This is a genomic window from Bacteroidales bacterium (genome assembly GCA_031275285.1).
Classification (GTDB): Bacteria; Bacteroidota; Bacteroidia; order Bacteroidales; family UBA4181; genus JAIRLS01.
The window spans coordinates 38,452-55,037 of sequence record JAISOY010000072.1 but is presented as its reverse complement, the minus strand read 5'-3'; the positions used below and the strand labels follow the sequence as shown (position 1 = coordinate 55,037).

General features: G+C 40.3%; 14 protein-coding genes. 8 read left to right on the top strand and 6 right to left on the bottom strand.

Annotation, left to right across the window (positions count from 1 at the left end; genetic code table 11):
* Positions 1-1,610, top strand: a 1,610-nt coding sequence (locus LBQ60_07560) for an alanine--tRNA ligase (GenBank protein MDR2037763.1), incomplete at its 5' end; no start/stop codon positions are given.
* A 61-nt stretch (positions 1,611-1,671) separates the two neighbouring features.
* Here the strand turns inward: LBQ60_07560 and LBQ60_07555 are convergent.
* Positions 1,672-2,313 (bottom strand): YceI family protein, encoded by a 642-nt coding sequence (locus LBQ60_07555; protein ID MDR2037762.1) that lies wholly within the window; start codon positions 2,311-2,313, stop codon positions 1,672-1,674.
* Between the two features lie 205 nt (positions 2,314-2,518).
* Between LBQ60_07555 and LBQ60_07550 the strand changes: the two genes are divergently transcribed.
* Complete coding sequence (locus LBQ60_07550; protein ID MDR2037761.1) at positions 2,519-3,499, top strand: flippase-like domain-containing protein; 981 nt, start codon at positions 2,519-2,521, stop codon at positions 3,497-3,499.
* Between the two features lie 2 nt (positions 3,500-3,501).
* Here the strand turns inward: LBQ60_07550 and LBQ60_07545 are convergent, their stop codons facing one another.
* Positions 3,502-4,515, bottom strand: a complete 1,014-nt coding sequence (locus LBQ60_07545; protein MDR2037760.1) for a LacI family transcriptional regulator — start codon at positions 4,513-4,515, stop codon at positions 3,502-3,504.
* 60 nt (positions 4,516-4,575) lie between these two features.
* On the bottom strand, positions 4,576-5,388 hold the full coding sequence (larE, locus tag LBQ60_07540; GenBank protein ID MDR2037759.1) for an ATP-dependent sacrificial sulfur transferase LarE: 813 nt from the start codon (positions 5,386-5,388) through the stop codon (positions 4,576-4,578).
* Positions 5,389-5,519: 131 nt separating this feature from the next.
* Between larE and LBQ60_07535 the strand changes: the two genes are divergently transcribed.
* From LBQ60_07535 to LBQ60_07525, 3 genes are read left to right on the top strand one after another with little or no spacing between them, the layout of a single operon-like run.
* A complete protein-coding gene (locus tag LBQ60_07535; protein ID MDR2037758.1) occupies positions 5,520-5,768 on the top strand; it encodes a GlsB/YeaQ/YmgE family stress response membrane protein in 249 nt (82 codons plus the stop codon).
* Positions 5,769-5,779: 11 nt separating this feature from the next.
* On the top strand, positions 5,780-7,879 hold the full coding sequence (locus LBQ60_07530; protein ID MDR2037757.1) for a copper-translocating P-type ATPase: 2,100 nt from the start codon (positions 5,780-5,782) through the stop codon (positions 7,877-7,879).
* Between the two features lie 48 nt (positions 7,880-7,927).
* Entirely contained in the window at positions 7,928-8,683 is a 756-nt protein-coding gene (locus LBQ60_07525) for a glucose 1-dehydrogenase (GenBank protein MDR2037756.1), read from the top strand.
* Positions 8,684-8,756: 73 nt separating this feature from the next.
* Here the strand turns inward: LBQ60_07525 and LBQ60_07520 are convergent, their stop codons facing one another.
* The 3 genes from LBQ60_07520 to LBQ60_07510 are packed head-to-tail and all read right to left on the bottom strand — an operon-like array spanning position 8,757 to position 13,871.
* The gene (locus tag LBQ60_07520; GenBank protein ID MDR2037755.1) at positions 8,757-10,979 is read right to left on the bottom strand and encodes a peptidase domain-containing ABC transporter; all 2,223 of its coding nucleotides are present in this window, start codon (positions 10,977-10,979) and stop codon (positions 8,757-8,759) included.
* An 18-nt stretch (positions 10,980-10,997) separates the two neighbouring features.
* The gene (locus LBQ60_07515; protein MDR2037754.1) at positions 10,998-12,344 is read right to left on the bottom strand and encodes an HlyD family secretion protein; all 1,347 of its coding nucleotides are present in this window, start codon (positions 12,342-12,344) and stop codon (positions 10,998-11,000) included.
* Positions 12,345-12,383: 39 nt separating this feature from the next.
* Complete coding sequence (locus LBQ60_07510; GenBank protein ID MDR2037753.1) at positions 12,384-13,871, bottom strand: TolC family protein; 1,488 nt, start codon at positions 13,869-13,871, stop codon at positions 12,384-12,386.
* A 269-nt stretch (positions 13,872-14,140) separates the two neighbouring features.
* On the opposite strand from LBQ60_07510, the gene LBQ60_07505 reads away from it, so the two are divergent.
* From LBQ60_07505 to LBQ60_07495, 3 genes are all read left to right on the top strand, one after another.
* Entirely contained in the window at positions 14,141-14,968 is an 828-nt protein-coding gene (locus LBQ60_07505; GenBank protein MDR2037752.1) for a hypothetical protein, read from the top strand.
* A 9-nt stretch (positions 14,969-14,977) separates the two neighbouring features.
* Positions 14,978-15,832, top strand: coding sequence for a glycosyltransferase family 2 protein (locus LBQ60_07500; GenBank protein ID MDR2037751.1), 855 nt, complete (start codon positions 14,978-14,980; stop codon positions 15,830-15,832).
* Between the two features lie 205 nt (positions 15,833-16,037).
* Positions 16,038-16,562, top strand: coding sequence for a hypothetical protein (locus tag LBQ60_07495; GenBank protein ID MDR2037750.1), 525 nt, complete (start codon positions 16,038-16,040; stop codon positions 16,560-16,562).
* The last annotated feature ends 24 nt before the right edge of the window (positions 16,563-16,586 follow it).

Here is a 16,586-nt window from a genome sequence, read left to right as displayed (position 1 = left end):
TACTCGTTCCGGTTCTGGTAAAAGTCATGGGCGATTCGTTTCCCGAATTAAAAGCCCAGCAATCATTGATCGAACGTGTGATCAGGGAAGAAGAACAATCCTTCCTGCGGACGCTTGCTACTGGAATGTCATTGCTTGAAGGAATTATTGCAGAGGCCAATGAGAAAAAGCAAACGGTCATTAGCGGCAAATCTGTTTTTGAGATGTATGACACATACGGATTTCCACTTGATCTCACAGAGTTGATCCTTCGCGAACACCATCTGAATTATGACCGGTTACAATATGAAGTAGAGATGGAAGCCCAGAAAAACCGTTCCAGGGCTGCTGCTGCCATTGATACCAGCGACTGGGTGGAATTGTTGCCTTCTGAAGAATCACGCTTCGTTGGCTATGATTATACCGAAGCAGATATCCGGATCGTTCGATACCGGAGTGTCAAGGTCAAAGAAAAAGAACAGTATCAACTGGTATTTGATGTAACGCCGTTTTATGCTGAGAGCGGAGGACAAATGGGGGATGTAGGATATATTAAATCCGATCATGAATCCATTCCGATCGTCAGTACCAGGAAAGAAAATAATTTAAATATCCACATCACCGACCGTTTACCGGAGCATCTGGATGCTGACTTCCTGGCTGTGGTAGATATGGAAAAGCGCCGCGCCATCGAAGCGAATCATACGGCAACGCATTTACTGCATCATGCATTGCGTGAAATTCTGGGAACACATGTTGAACAAAAGGGTTCGCTGGTCGCATCCGATTACCTGCGCTTTGACTTTTCCCATTTTCAGAAAATGACAGATGAAGAGATCCGGAATGTAGAAAAAAGGGTCAATCAATTAGTCCGTGAAAATATTTTGTTGGACGAATGCCGGAATATTCCCATTGATGAAGCCAGGAAGATGGGGGCGATGGCACTTTTTGGCGAAAAATACGGTGAAGAAGTCCGTACGATACGGTTTGGTGACTCGGTTGAATTATGCGGAGGAACCCATGTGAAGGCAACAGGCCAGATAGGCATGTTTAAAATAGTTTCGGAAAGCGCCATTGCTGCCGGAATACGAAGAATAGAAGCCATCACTGCTGCGAAGATCGAACAACTCATTTATTCACAAATGGATGTGATCCAGCAGATACGTGACATTTTCAATAATTCCCCCACTTTCGTACAGGCCATCAAAAAAGCTGTAGACGAAAATAATCAATTGAAGAAAGAGGTTGAAGCGATCATGAGGGAACGGATGGAGGAATTCCAACATGGTCTTATCAATACAATAGAAGAAGTGAACGGATTGAATGTCGTTCGTTTTACCACTTCATTTGCTCCTGATTTGATCAAGGAGATCGCTTTCAGGATGAAAAACAAGTTTGAGCGTCTGGTTTTTATTGCCGGAAGTGATTATGGTGCGAAACCAACGCTGACCATCGCTTTGAGCGATGAGTTGATCAACGAAGGAAAAAATGCCTCTGTTGTAGTTCGTGAAGCGGCAAAAGAGATATCGGGCGGTGGCGGCGGACAGCCATTTTTCGCTACTGCCGGCGGCAAAAATGTGGAAGGATTGGAAAACGCTGTTGAAAAAGCATTCCAGATATTGGTCCGGTAAAAGTAAATATTTACTTCACGGGTCATTAATCAGGTCCGGATAACACCCGCATCACATTCAATTATTTCGCAACAATACGGATGCTGATTTCTATCCCGTCATTGACGAATGAATCTTTCATCTCTTTGAAGAAGCTTTTTGATCCGTAGTTGACTCCCCACTGGGTACGATCAATGGTAAAATCAGGGGTCACTGCTGTAACCGTTTTATTATCTATAGATACATCTGCCGGAAAAGTGATGCTTTTTTCGATCCCTCTCAACAATAGATTTCCGGTAATCTCCTGTCTTGTCCCTTCCTTTTTAGTGGTTGATGTAATGACAAACTCACAGGTCGGAAATTGTTCGACATGGAAAAAATCGATGCCTTTTAGATGATGGATCAATCGTTTATTACTGGTTGTATCCACCAGGTTTTCGCAAACAATAGAATTCATGTCGATGAAGAATTTTCCACCGGTTACTGCTCCGTCTTCTATGTTCAATGTGCCATCCTTCAGTAAAACAGTCCCATAATGTGCACCCCCTGATTTGAATCCTTTCCATCGGATCACCGATTGTGTGCTATCGATCTTCCAGTCACCAGGTTCCAGCTCTGATTTTTCAGTATTTATGGCCTCTTCTGTCTTTGCTTTATCGGCTGTAGGACGGGCACCACAAGAAAACAGGAATAATGATAAAATGAGAAAAAAGTACTGTTTCATTTGTATAATTTTTTTAGGTCAGATACGATATCCATATTTTGTTCATTATGGTTAGTGGACAGTCATGGACATTTCTTGTTTGATATTTAAATCAGTAAAAATCGGTATTACCAGCAAAAGCCGCCTAGGTGATACGGTTTTTTTCGAAAAAAGTTTCAAAAAACACAGGAATAATCAATAACTTGCGGTCAAATAACATGACATCTTGAAATCATCTAGTTTTTACCGGATTTTTCTGATTATAGGGATCATTACTGTAATCATTGTTATTTTTAATATAGGGATTACTTCTATATATGAGAACATCCTTAAAACCGGATGGTGGTTTTTTGCCATTATAGGTATCTGGGCGGTTGTATATTTGATCAATACTTTTTCATGGCACCTGATTGTCCGTGATAATGAGAAAAACTTTAAACGGGTTACATTCTGGCAACTTTATAAAATAACAGTCAGTGGTTTTGCTATTAATTATATTACTCCTGTAGCCGCTTTGGGCGGAGAACCATACAGGATCATGGAACTGAAAAAATATGTGGGCGTGCATAAGGCAACTTCTTCGGTGATATTATTCAGTATGATGCATATCGCTTCCCATTTCTTATTTTGGCTGGTTTCGACGATCCTCCTGTATCTTGTGTTCGATCCTTCCCCCGGTGTGTTTTGGTTGATGCTGATTACCGCACTGTTTTGTCTGGTAGCCCTGTATTATTTTTTCAAAGGGTATCGTTATGGGCTGGTAGCTAAGACCTTCCGGTTTTTTGGAAAGCTTCCGTGGGTAGGGAAGAAGATACGTAACTTCAATGAAAAACATCATGAAGATTTTATAAAGATCGATCAGCAGATCGCGCAACTTCATTCGGGCCGTAAAACAGCTTTCTATGGTGCATTGATGAGTGAGTTCACGGCCCGGGTGGTCGGATGCCTCGAAATATATTTTATCGCATTTGCTATCGGGCAACAAATCACATTTCTGGAATCTGTGATATTGGTGGCTGTTTCTTCTTTATTCGCCAACATCATGTTTTTCTCTCCCCTACAGTTAGGAACAAGGGAGGGTGGATTCTGGCTGGCGACCAAAGGGATCGCTATCGATACCGAATTAGGACTTTATATTAGCCTGATCACCCGCATAAGGGAGACATGCTGGATCATAGTAGGGTTATTATTGATGAAGAAACGGTAAGATCAACCTTTTGTTGATTTTCTTGCAATCAGGGATGTTTCAAAAACAACAGTCTGGGGTTTTTGATTTTCGTTATCGAGTTGTTTCAAAAGCAGCCGTGCAGCTTCTTTACCCATCTTTACTACCGGATGTTCAATGGAAGACAGATTGGGTTCTATGATCAGGCAATCCTTTTCATTGTTAAAACCGATGACTTTCACCCGGGAAGGGACCTGAATCCCATCCTGTTTCAGCGTAAGTAATACATTGATCGCAACATCATCATTGAAGCAGGAAATTCCGTCAGGGGGATCTGTCATGCGCATCAACCTTCTGACATGTTCCGGGGTATATTCCGGGTTGGTACCGTTTTCAACGACCAGTTCGGGAACAAAAGGCAACCCGTAAGTTTTTAATGCCCTTTGGTATCCTTTGATCCGGTTTTTGGCAATAGACAATACCTGAGGGCCGCTCAGATGGGCAATCCTCTTACATCCGTTCCTGATCAAATGCTCCACTGCAGTATAGGCTGCCAATTCATGATCGATGATGACCTTGGAACAGTTGACCTCATCACTGACCCGGTCGAACATTACCAAGGGAAAACGCTCTTCTGTCAACGTCTTTAGAAAGTCAATATGATGGGTTTTTCCTGAAAGCGACATGATCAATCCATCCACACGACTGGCAATCAGTTGCCTGACGACTTGATATTCCTGTTCTTCCGATTCGTTGGATTGTCCGATCAGGACGTTGTATCCCGCAGGAAGGACAACTTCCTGTATCCCACTGATGGCTGAGGAAAAATACTTATGTGCAATTTCCGGAACCACGACGCCTAAAGTAAAGGAGCGGCGTGTCTTCAATCCCCTGGCCTGTGGGTTCAGGTGAAATCCCCATTGTTCGGCCAATTGAAGCACTCTTTGCTTGGTCTTTTCACTGATCTGGTACGAGTCTTGTAAAGCCCTTGACACCGTGGATTTTGACAGATTCAATTCACGGGCAAGATCATCGATCGTTCTTTTCTTGGGTAACATGTTACATGCAATAAATGGATCAAGCAATAATTCACAAACATACTAAACTTTTGTATATGATCACACGTTTAAGGATTCGTTCATGCTTCCGGTCCGGTACCCTTGTAGGTCAACGGAAACGTATGTAAAACCGGTTTTCTTTATTCCTTCGTCAATGATCCGGCGCATTTCAGGAACCATTAATTGATCCATCTCCCCTGGGGCTACTTCTATCCTTGCCAGATTACCGTGGTATCTTACCCGGATCTGTTGGAAACCCAGATCAAAGAGAAATTTTTCAGCTTTTTCTATGGTGTTGAGCTTTTCCCGGGTAATGGGTTCTCCGTATGGAAATCTGGATGCCAGACAGGCAAATGAAGGTTTTTCCCATGTGGGTAAACCCATTTCCCTGGATAATTGCCGGATCTCTTCTTTTGAAAAACCACTTTCTTTTAGCGGGCTGAGCACTCCCAACTCTTTAATGGCCTTCATCCCGGGGCGATAATCTCCTGCATCGTCCGTATTCGATCCTTCGGAGAGATAGATGAATCCATGGTCTGATGCCACTTTTAAAAAAGTCCGGAACAGTGTTTTCTTACATAGGTAACAACGGTCCGGAGGATTCTTTATAAAACCATCTATCTTTAACTCATCAATATCGCAGATGATGTGCTGTATCTTATTTTCAGACGTGAATGCCCTCGATTCTTCCATCTCCCGGACGGGAAACAGTCCCGAACGTGCTGTAATCGCCAGTACATTATTTCCCAGAACTTCATGTGCCACCTTTAAAAGAAAAGTAGAATCAACGCCTCCTGAAAAGGCAACAGCGACACGTCCTTTTTGTTGCAGGAAAGACCGGAGTTTTCCTAATTTGAGATATATGTCTTCCATTTCTTTCATGAATTCATACAAAAATACGAAATAAGAAGACCTGGATAGCACATATAAAGGAGTTTTTTTGTATATTTGTAAAACACAGGAATTCGAACCTAACATCTTTACATGAACTAAATTACATTCATATGGGTATTTTATTATCGGTACTTGTCGGTGTACTGGCCGGATTTCTGGCCGGAAAAATTTTCAAAGGGCAGGGTTTCGGGTTGTTTGTGAACCTGATTGTCGGTGTAGTCGGAGGAATCCTCGGAGGATGGGTGTTTACTCTTTTAGGATTAACAACCAGCAATATTATCGGCGAACTGATCATGTCGGTTACCGGCGCCGTTCTCCTGCTTTGGATTATTTCATTATTTAAGAGACCGGCCGGTTAAATTGAAATTATATGGAGACAATGAAACATGAACCGGTGGATCACCATACTTCCTATGAACATGCTGAAGGTATTGGGCATGAACATCTTATGAATATGGACGAACAGGAAATTCCTGAAAAAAGCCACCAACATAAGATGGGGGGACATATGATGCACATGGGAAATCTGAAAAAGAAATTCTGGATTTCATTGATGCTTGCTGTCCCCATCATTATTCTTTCTCCTATGATGGGTATCGATCTGCCCTTTCAGCTGCATTTTCCGGGATCAGACTGGGTCGTTCTGGTATTGGCTTCCGTCTTGTTTTTTTATGGAGGGAAACCCTTCCTGAGAGGGGCGGTCATGGAGATAAAAGATAAGAGTCCGGCTATGATGACCCTGATATCAATGGGTATTACTGTAGCTTATCTATATAGCTTATATGCTTTTATATACAATCATATCCCTGGCCTGACAAACCATAAAATGGATTTTTTCTGGGAACTGGCAACGCTTATAGTGATCATGTTATTGGGGCATTGGATCGAGATGAATGCGGTCGGCAATGCAGGAAATGCTCTGCAAAAAATGGCTGAACTTCTCCCCGGAATGGCCCACTTGGTACTTTCAGAAGAAAAGACTGAAGATGTTCCATTGAAGGAAATCCGTATCGATCAGCAGGTGCTGGTGAAACCCGGAGAAAAAATACCGGTGGATGGAAGCATCATTTCGGGAAGCACTTCGGTAAATGAGTCTATGGTCACAGGAGAAGCCAGAAGGGTAAGGAAAGAAAAAGGAGATAAGGTAATTGGCGGATCTATCAATGAAGACGGAATGATCGTTGTAAAAGTTACGGGTACCGGTGAATCGGGATACCTTGCCCAGGTGGTGAAACTGGTAAGCCGGGCGCAACAGGAAAAATCAGCAGCTGAAAGTTTTTCGGACAAAGTGGCTAAAGCATTGTTTTATGTAGCATTATCTGTAGGTGTTATTGCATTCATCATATGGTTGTGGTTGTCACAGGATCTTAATACGGCTTTAGAACGAATGGTCACGGTGTTCGTGATCGCTTGCCCACACGCTTTGGGATTAGCCATACCCTTGGTCATTGCCCGTTCCACTTCCCTGGGGGCCAGCCACGGATTGTTATTACGGAACCGTAAAGTGCTGGAAACTACTAAGAAGATATCTGTAATCACAATGGATAAAACAGGGACACTAACCGAAGGAATCTTTCAGGTTTCTGATGTCCGGACCTTCTCATCCCATTATACTGAAAATGATATACTCACCATAGCAGGCGCATTGGAATCCGGTTCAAATCATCCTTTGTCTGCAGGGATCCTGCATGAAATAAAAAAGCAGGAACTGGTAATTCCAAAAGCAGAAGGAATAAGGCAGATCAGCGGCGTCGGGTTATCCGGTGTAGTAAATCAAAAAAAGGTGATGATCGTCAATGAGAACTATCTCAAAAAAAATCATCTGTCTTATGACAAAGATGGAACCATTCCTGCGGGGGAAACAGGTGATTCTGTGAGTTACCTGTTGGTGGATGATCAGGTAGTCGGACGAATAGCACAAAGTGACCGGATTAAACCGGACTCCCAGGCAGTCATTCATGAGTTAAAGAAAAAAGGAATACATCCTGTGATGCTTACCGGAGACAATGAAACGGCAGCCAATGGTGTTGCCCGGGAATTAAATATCGATGAAGTATATGCTGCTATGCTCCCGGAAGACAAGGAGGTAATGATAGAAAAATACCGGAAACAGGGAAAGGTCGTCATGATGGTGGGCGACGGGGTCAATGATGCCCCCGCTCTGGTACGTGCAGATATAGGTATTGCCATCGGTGCCGGAACAGATGTGGCTATAGATGCCGCAGATGTGGTGCTGGTAAAAAGTAATCCGTCCGACATACTACATTTCCTTTCATTGGCCGGAAATACAAACAGGAAAATGATACAGAATTTATGGTGGGGCGCCGGGTATAACATCATTGCAATACCGTTGGCAGCAGGTATTCTTGCTCCAATTGGTATTATGTTGAGTCCGGCCGTTGGTGCGGTACTGATGTCGGTGAGTACCGTAGTAGTGGCTGCCAACGCATTGACCTTACAGATGAAATAAAGAAATATCTCATAAAATCAATTATATAAACATTTAAATCTAAGCAATATGAAATCATTGAATGGAAAAGTAGCCATCGTGACCGGTGGCGGATCAGGATTTGGGAAAGCCATGTCTGAACTTTATGCAAAAGAAGGTGCAAAAGTAATTGTTTCCGATATTGTGCCAGAAGGAGGCGAAGAGACAGTGGCCAATATAAAAAAGTCCGGGGGGGAGGCGCTTTTTGTGAAAGCGGATGTCTCGAAACCGGAAGATTGTGAAAAACTGGTAAAAGAAGCGGTAAAGAACTTCGGGAAACTAAACCTGGCATTCAATAATGCAGGTATCGGAGGTGCCAGCGCTCCCATAGGGGATTATCCTGTCGATGCATGGGATAAGGTGATTAAAGTCAATCTATCCAGCGTATTTTACGGAATGCATTATCAGATCCCACAGATGCTGAAAGACGGTGGCGGAGTGATCGTCAATATGGCTTCTATCCTCGGTCAGGTCGGCTTTGCCGGTTCATGCGGCTATGTGGCTGCCAAACATGGGGTGATCGGTCTAACCAAAAATGTAGCATTGGAGTACGGAAAACACAATATCAGGGCCAATGCCGTAGGACCGGGTTTTGTAGATACACACCTGACACAGGGATTGACCAGTGATAAGGAATGTTATGATTTCCTGGTGCATAAACATCCGATGGGAAGACTGGGGAAAGTAGATGAGATTGTGGATCTGGTATTATGGTTGAGCAGTGACAGAGCATCATTCTGTAATGGCGGGTTTTATGCCGTCGATGGCGGATACCTGGCTAAGTAAAATGGGATATAACTTTTTCATAAAGTAGGTTTTGTCAGAGATGTCGGTCAAACCCATCTTCCTGAAGAATTATCTATAGTTGTTCTTCTTTTACTGGAACAGGGCCGGGTTCTGCCACTGTATATTGTGAATATACCAAATTATAGTAATTTCCCTTCTTTTCCATTAAGGAATCATGGGTTCCCACTTCTGCGACAAAACCTTTATTCAATACGATGATTTGGTCGGCATTTTTAATTGTGCTGAGCCGGTGCGCGACTATAACAACAGTCCTGCCTTTGAAAGCATCATTTAGGGCGGCTACAATTTTGCTCTCGTTTACGGCATCTAATGAATTGGTGGCCTCATCGAGTAAAAGGAAATCGGGGTTACGATATAATGCACGTGCTATGAGTAATCGCTGTTTTTGTCCTCCACTAAGCCCTCTGCCTATTTCGCCGATGACCGTTTCATATCCTTTGGGCATTTTGTTGATTTCTTCTTCGAACTGAGCCAGACGACAGGCGTTGCGGACATTTTCGTAGTCGACGCGTTCGTCGTCAAGTACAATATTGTTGAGAATTGTGTCACTGAATAATTTACCGTCCTGCATCACCACTGCGCACATTTTTCGCCATGTGCGCAGATTGATATTTTTTATGTTCATGCCTCCCATCGTAATATCACCGAATGATGGATTATAAAGCCTTAAAAGTAGCTTTAAAAGAGTTGATTTTCCACTACCGCTTCCTCCCACTATGGCAGTTACTTTATTTTGCGGAATGGTCAGATGAATATGTTGCAGCACCAAGGGCGAATTGGCATGATATTGAAAAGCGATGTTTTCCAAATGTAAATCCTTTTTTTCAGGTATGATACACGAACTGCCGACAGATAAGGATTCGTCCTCGTCGTTTAACTGACGGATTTCATTGATACGTAAAAAACTGATTTTTGCATATTGTGCCGATATAATGAAGTTAATATATTGGCTTAAAGGACCGTTTAACATGCCGATTATAAACTGAGTAGAAATCATCACACCGAAAGTAATTTCTCCTGCAATCACTGCTTTGGCGCAAAAAAATACAATAGACATATTTTTTATATTTTCAATTAATTGAGCGCCAAGATTTTGGGCGTTGGTCACAGATAATACCCGTTTGTTAACCCTGTAAAGCCGCGCCTGAATTTCCTCCCATTTCCAGCGTCGATGTTTTTCATAATTGTAGGACTTGATGTCCTGTATGGCCGATACCGTTTCCACCCAGTAACTCTGGTCTTTTGAAACAATTTCAAAATATTCCCAATCCAACTTTTTACGTATGCTTAGAAAGAGCAATACCCACAGCACATACAAAATGGAGCCGGAAAGAAATATTAAGAATATTACACTGTTGTATATCAATAGTATAATTCCGAAAATAACGAAAGTAAGGGTGGAAAACACCATTGCTAACGAGTTGTTCATGATAAAACTGCGTATCCTCTCATGGTCGCGGGCGCGTTGCAGTATATCGCCCAATATTTTGTTTTCAAAAAATGTGACCGGCAATTTCATTAACTTGATCAGATAGTCTGAAATCAACGAAATATTTACCCGCGAGGTGATGTGCATCAAAATCCAGTCACGTAAAATGTTGAATATTGTGATACTGAATAATATGGATATATTTCCTACCAAAATCATATTGATAAAACTGATGTCCTGCGTTTTGATACCTACGTCAATGACTGCTTTGGATATGAACGGCAACACGCCCTGTAAAAGTGTAACAACAAGCATAATGATAAATAGCAGGGAAAAGTTTCGTTTATAAGGTACAAAATAATTAAGCATACTGATAAAGCTTTTTGCATGTACCCGTCGTTCCTGAGTTGTTTGCTTAAAATCTGCCATTGGTTCTATTGCTAATAGAACGCCAGTCTTTTCGTTTTTCTTATACCATCCCTTTTTGAACTCCTTATGTGTATATTTGATTAAACCTTTTGAGGGATCGGAAACATAGACGTATTTTTTTGTTGTATGGTATACCACAACAAAATGATTATCATTCCAATGAATGATAGCAGGCAAAGGTACTTTGAATATGACATCTTCAAGCGTACATCTGATAGGAAGACTCCTTAAACCAATACATTCGGCCCCGATGGTCAGATCCGATAGAGAAACACCTTCCTTAGAGAGACCACATTTGTCGCGCAGGAACTGTAGAGAATAAAACCTTCCGAAATGCTTGGCGATTATCTTAAGGCTTGCAGGACCGCAGTCTTGAGAATCCATTTGGTATTCTACAGGAAACCGTTTCAATATCATGTTTTGGTATTTTCTTAATTATTGTTCAATTTGGTGTTTTTTGTGCTCATCGTTTGTAACGGAATATTTCAAGTTATCAAACAGCCGTTGAATTAATCGCTTGTTTTTTGTAATAATTTCAGCCATACCTTTGGATTCAAAATTCAAATCCAATTTAGCACCGTAATTGGTGGTACTTCCATCAGGAAATCCCACAATTACCCTGTACGCATCCACATTACCCTGATCGGTTTTTATTGTATTGGTTATGTGTGAAATGGATTTGACAATCCCTCTTATCGAACCGAACTCATCGTAAGGATAGTTGTTTAGTTTTACATTCACTTGTTGTCCTGTTTCTACCTTTCCCGAACCATACGAGGGAATCATCATTTCACCGATAAGTTCATTTTTCAGCGGGATAACTGAATACAATTCTTGTCCATTCTGCACGAAACTGTTTTGCCTCCAGAAATCCAAATATTCCAATCTGCCGTCAACTGGCGATATAGTTACAAAATTTTGCTTCCAAACTGCAATATGGTTGATCAATTCATTTTTGTTGGTGATCAATTCGAGCCAAAGTCTGTGGGCGTTTTCATTTTCTTCTGCATCCAATTGGCCTATGTCTATGGTATTCTTTTTTATTCTTGATTGGATGGACGACAATTCAGTCTGCAATCTCTGGTATGTTTCAATAGATGCGAGATGTTCGGCTTTTTGCCTGACATAGTCTGCTTCGCTCATCGCTTTTTGGGAAAAAATAATGCTATCTTTGAATAGTTGTTCTGCGGAAATTTTCAGTATTTCATTTCGGACAGATATTTCATTTTGGATATTACCTAATATTTTAGTGTCCATTTCTATCTGGCTTCTTAAACTATTCCGGCGTATTTCGTAAGTGTTGGAACTTATGAAATAGTGGTAGTGTTTATGGGCTACGTAAAAATTACTGTAAGCGGGGCTTAACTCGCCCAATTCTAATTGTTCATTCAAGGGAATTCCGGCAATTTTCGTAATATCGCAGGAATTTATGATGGAATCAACCATACATACATTATGGTAATCGGCAGGATTGTCAATAAAGGAAATAACTGTACCCTTCGTTATCGCAGTTCCGTCTTCATGTAGCAAATGCAGCCTTCCGTTGCTATTGGAAATAAGCCTTACCGGCGCATTTAAAGCTGTGATTGATATTTGACCGTCAACCGTATCATGATACCGCACTAGATAACCAATAGTAAAAATGATGGAAATCAGCATGATGATAATAAAAGCCACATATGTGGTTCCTTGGGTCGGCATACGGTCAATAATAACCTGTACTTCTTCACTCCGCTCCTCATTTTCGTCCCTGTCCATATTTTCTTGTTCAATTTCATTCATAGACCTGTTTGCTTAACTGTATAATTCCTTATTATATTTTTAATGGAGTAATGTTTCCGTTAACTCCTTATTTTCGACAAAATCAAACAAGGTTAAATTACGCAAACTGTAATACCCGTCCCAAACCTCTTTCATTGTTGCATAATACCTGTTCATGGAGGTAAATACTTCCTTCTGGGCGACTCCCAATTCGTAAATGGACAGTTTTCCCAAATTGAACTTATTAACGGATACCTCATATTGCTTTATAGCTAATTCAAAAGACGACCTGGCTATAGTCATCAGGTTTACGTTGTGGTTATAATTGTTGACTTGTTCCTTCAAATCGTTGTAAGAACGGACATATTCCCTTTCGATTTCCATCATGGAAATCTCATAGTTATTTTGTGCTATCTTAAAATGGTTTTTATTGATACCCCATTGCAAAACAGGTATTTGCAAGCCAATGGTCAATGATTGTTGCGATGCCATATTTTTATAAGCATCCCTGAAAATGGAAGCATACTGGTTGGTTCCGAAATTGAAACTGATGTTACTTGTAAACCGGTTTTGATGCTTGGCATTATGAATGTTTCTTTCAGCTTCTATTCTCTTTATCTGTTGCTCCAAAGCGAAAGGATTATTCTTTTCGACATATTCCATTACTATGCTGAAATCTAAAAAGAATGGAAGGTTAAACTCAGGATGGCCAATCATATAATTTTCATAATTGTCGGTCATACCAAAATAATCCAACAACCGGCGAAGAGAAATTTCGTATTCCTTTTTATAGTTTTCAGAAGCAAAATGGTCATTGATTGCCTGTATTTTCATTTGCAGGTACTCGTTCTCCGCCATTCGTCCATTATCGTACATTACAGTGCTTGCCTGAAGGAGAGTATCTGAAATGGCTTCGTTTTTAGAGGCAATATCCATAGAGACTTTGACCAAAATCAAATCCATGAAAAGCTTGACGGCTTCCCGTTGAATACCTGTGATACTGCTGCAATAATCTTTTGCTGCCTTTACGTTTTTTTTCTGTTCTATACTTCTTGAAAGTTTAAAATCTTTAGTTGTCCCGCCAAATAGCTTTTGGCTATACCCGATAGAGAACGGACTTGTACTAAAGCTTTTGCGATTGTCGTTTAATTCGTTCAACATGTTTAGGTTACTATTCATATTGATGCTGCCGCCCGTAATGCCTACTATTTGGGAAACCGATACTCCTATGCTACTATTGTTTGAAAAGTCATCGACATAAGAATAACTACCATCACTTGGGTTTTGTAACACTTTGAATGAATGGTTAAAATTGGCAGGGTTAAGATTAAATGCAACAGAGGGAAGAAATCTTTTTTTATAATTCTCGTAACTGTAATTCGCGTTTTCATAATTGAGTTTCGCTTTTATGGCTTCAGGAGAGACAAAACAATATTCTGCCAGTATTTTACTCAGGCTTATTTCAAAGGTTTGACAATATACAGTGTTGTTGAACAAAATCAGTATAAACTGTTGAATCATAAAAAAAATCCCGAATGATTTTGTCATGTCTAAACTTTTTATTTCCTTGCAAAGCGGGTTCACTCCAAAACCCCATTTTGGGTGATTTTGCTAAAATATATGGATATTAATCAGTCGTAATAGATAAAAAATATTTTTCTAAAGAGCCGTAAAGTTAGACATTTTTTTGATTCAAAATGATAAGCATATCCAAACTGGTTGATCATATTTTACCAAATACCTGTTTAGTAAATTCTCCGGGCTTATATCACGGGAAAGCAGGAATGTCCATGGCCCTGTTCGAAGCATCACGGTATTTGCAAAATGAAAATGTGGAGAACGAAGCATTTAAATTGCTTCAGGAGGCAATCATCTTCAACCCCGGGGATTTAAGCTTTGAGAACGGATTATCCGGAATAGGGTATATTGTTATGTGCCTGATAGATAAAAACTTCATAGAGGCTGATTTTGATGAAATTTTCGGCGAACAGTATGAAAAAATAGTAAAAAGCATTGTAGATGTTGAAAAAAAACCGGAGATGCTGTTAAATTCGATGAAGGTTATTTACTTTCTTTCTAAGGCAGCATGTATAAAACCAAAAGACGAACGGCTATCAAGAACCAAACAAAAAATCTTTGAAGGTCTGGAATTATTTTTAACACTTCAATTTCAGGATTTTTCTGACATTCACTGCATTAACGACAAAATGGCTGTTTTAAGGATTTATGAAGTTTATCTGAAATTAGTAAATTTTGCTGGTTACAAACACTTTTCGCATGTGTTATTAGAAAATTATGCCGTTTTGTATCAAACAGGCAGAGTGCTCAGTTCTCTTGCGATTGGATATGAGTTAGACATACTGGTACGGAGAAACTCAATCGCAGGATATGATGATATAGTTAATGAACAAATAGCGGACGGGACCAGAAATATACATTTTGCCCATCTTTCATTAAAAGAGAAAATAGATGTTGCAAAATTGCTTTCAGATATGGAACATAACGGGATTGCACTTCAAAACCAAGATGGAATGTTGAGAAACCTGTTTAAAGAAATCAACATCAAAGCTTCACCTTTAGATTACTATACCGGTTTGGCACGGCTTGTCATCTTATGTGTTAACCGGCAAACCGAACTTTTATAACCACTGCTTATGTGCGAAATGTCAGTCATTATTCCTGTATGTGACCATGAAAGCCATGTACACGACGCCATAAAAAGCGTACTGGCTCAATCTTTCACTAATTTTGAGATCATAGTTGCCGGTTACGGCGCTGCTGATAACACACTATCTATTGTCCGGTCTTTTGATGACCGGCGTATTCATATTATTTCCGGAAACGATTTTCATGATCGTATCAGTGCGTTGAATAAAGGATTGGAAACAGCTTCGGGTAAATATATCGCCATTATGCAGGCAAACCATATAATGCATGTTAACAGGTTAAAGGTTCAGCATGCTTTTATGGAAGCAGAACCTTCAATTGATGCCTGTAGTTGCTGTACAAAACAACTGGGTAATCAAAAGTCAATGGAAACTTCACAAAATCCATCCTCTGTACCCGGATCCGGTGGTTTGATAGAAAATCCATTACTCAATTTTTTACAGGGAAATTGTATCATATATTCGTCTGCGATGATTCGAAAAATGTTTTTGGAAAAACACCAATTACAATATGAAAACTATCCCGATGCTGAAGATTTTAAATTTTGGACTGAAATGGCCAAACATGGGGGGCAATTTTATGTGGATACGCAACAGTTACAATACTACTTTGCAACAGATAAGCGGAAGAACGGGCAAAAACAACAGTCTATTGAAAAGATCACTCATGAAATTGTTGTATTTTTGACTGAAATCAACGGGAAAAACTATCCCGAATTACCTGTCATTTTGGAAAACTTCAAAATGCTGCAAGAAAAAGAAATGATCACCCAACAGGATATAAACAGATTTTTCCATCATTTTTTTACGGTAAACAAGGATCAATTATCCATGAGGATATAAAGGAAACACATACGCATATAGGACAGTTGATACGTGACAGATTGTACGGATAGGCGTTCGATTGAATGGTTGACAGATCATCGAACCGTTGCTGCTTATGGTAAATCCTTAAAAAGATTTCATCAGGTTGGCCAATTTTGAAAATTTATGATTAACTTTAACAGTTTTGATTTTGACCTACATACAATTTTTAATTTATTTTACAATGAAAAAATTAACATTAACAAAAAAGAGCCTTGATGAATTGGCAAAAACGATGGATGTAATCCCTGAAAGTGAACGGGATAATTATTGGGGAATGTACGACGGGGATTGTTTTTGGAGATGTGTTGCTTATCTGAGTGGAGCGGGTATTTCAGAATCGGCCGCTGCATCTTATGCTACTGGTTATTATGCATCTCAATATAGTGGATCAGATGCAGAAAAAATAGCACAGGCAACATCGTATTTAGCTCAGAATGGAGCAGGGATGAATTTAGCTGATGCGAGGAATTATGCGCAAGCAAATATGGTAGGCAATAATAATCAGCAATTACTTTGGATTAATCCAGATAAATTTAATTACTATGGTGAAAATGGGTATGGAGCAATCGCCCCCAATGTTGGCCATTACGTTATTTTGACATTTAGCAACAACGGGAGCCCTATGATTGTTGATCCTCAGAATGGTGTGAGTTTCTATACTAGCTCATCAGAGATAAATCAACCAGGTGCTTTCAAAAGTGTTTGATTTTTAGGTCATAACTATTTTCTA

Bases quoted from the DNA above. Each gene is read 5' to 3' on its own strand.
- larE (MDR2037759.1), bottom strand. From the start codon at position 5,388: ATGGAAGACATATATCTCAAATTAGGAAAACTCCGGTCTTTCCTGCAA.
- LBQ60_07525 (MDR2037756.1), top strand. From the start codon at position 7,928: ATGAAATCATTGAATGGAAAAGTAGCCATCGTGACCGGTGGCGGATCA.
- LBQ60_07535 (MDR2037758.1), top strand. From the start codon at position 5,520: ATGGGTATTTTATTATCGGTACTTGTCGGTGTACTGGCCGGATTTCTG.
- LBQ60_07530 (MDR2037757.1), top strand. From the start codon at position 5,780: ATGGAGACAATGAAACATGAACCGGTGGATCACCATACTTCCTATGAA.
- LBQ60_07520 (MDR2037755.1), bottom strand. From the start codon at position 10,979: ATGATATTGAAACGGTTTCCTGTAGAATACCAAATGGATTCTCAAGAC.
- LBQ60_07515 (MDR2037754.1), bottom strand. From the start codon at position 12,344: ATGAATGAAATTGAACAAGAAAATATGGACAGGGACGAAAATGAGGAG.
- LBQ60_07545 (MDR2037760.1), bottom strand. From the start codon at position 4,515: ATGTTACCCAAGAAAAGAACGATCGATGATCTTGCCCGTGAATTGAAT.
- LBQ60_07495 (MDR2037750.1), top strand. From the start codon at position 16,038: ATGAAAAAATTAACATTAACAAAAAAGAGCCTTGATGAATTGGCAAAA.
- LBQ60_07555 (MDR2037762.1), bottom strand. From the start codon at position 2,313: ATGAAACAGTACTTTTTTCTCATTTTATCATTATTCCTGTTTTCTTGT.
- LBQ60_07500 (MDR2037751.1), top strand. From the start codon at position 14,978: ATGTGCGAAATGTCAGTCATTATTCCTGTATGTGACCATGAAAGCCAT.
- LBQ60_07510 (MDR2037753.1), bottom strand. From the start codon at position 13,871: ATGACAAAATCATTCGGGATTTTTTTTATGATTCAACAGTTTATACTG.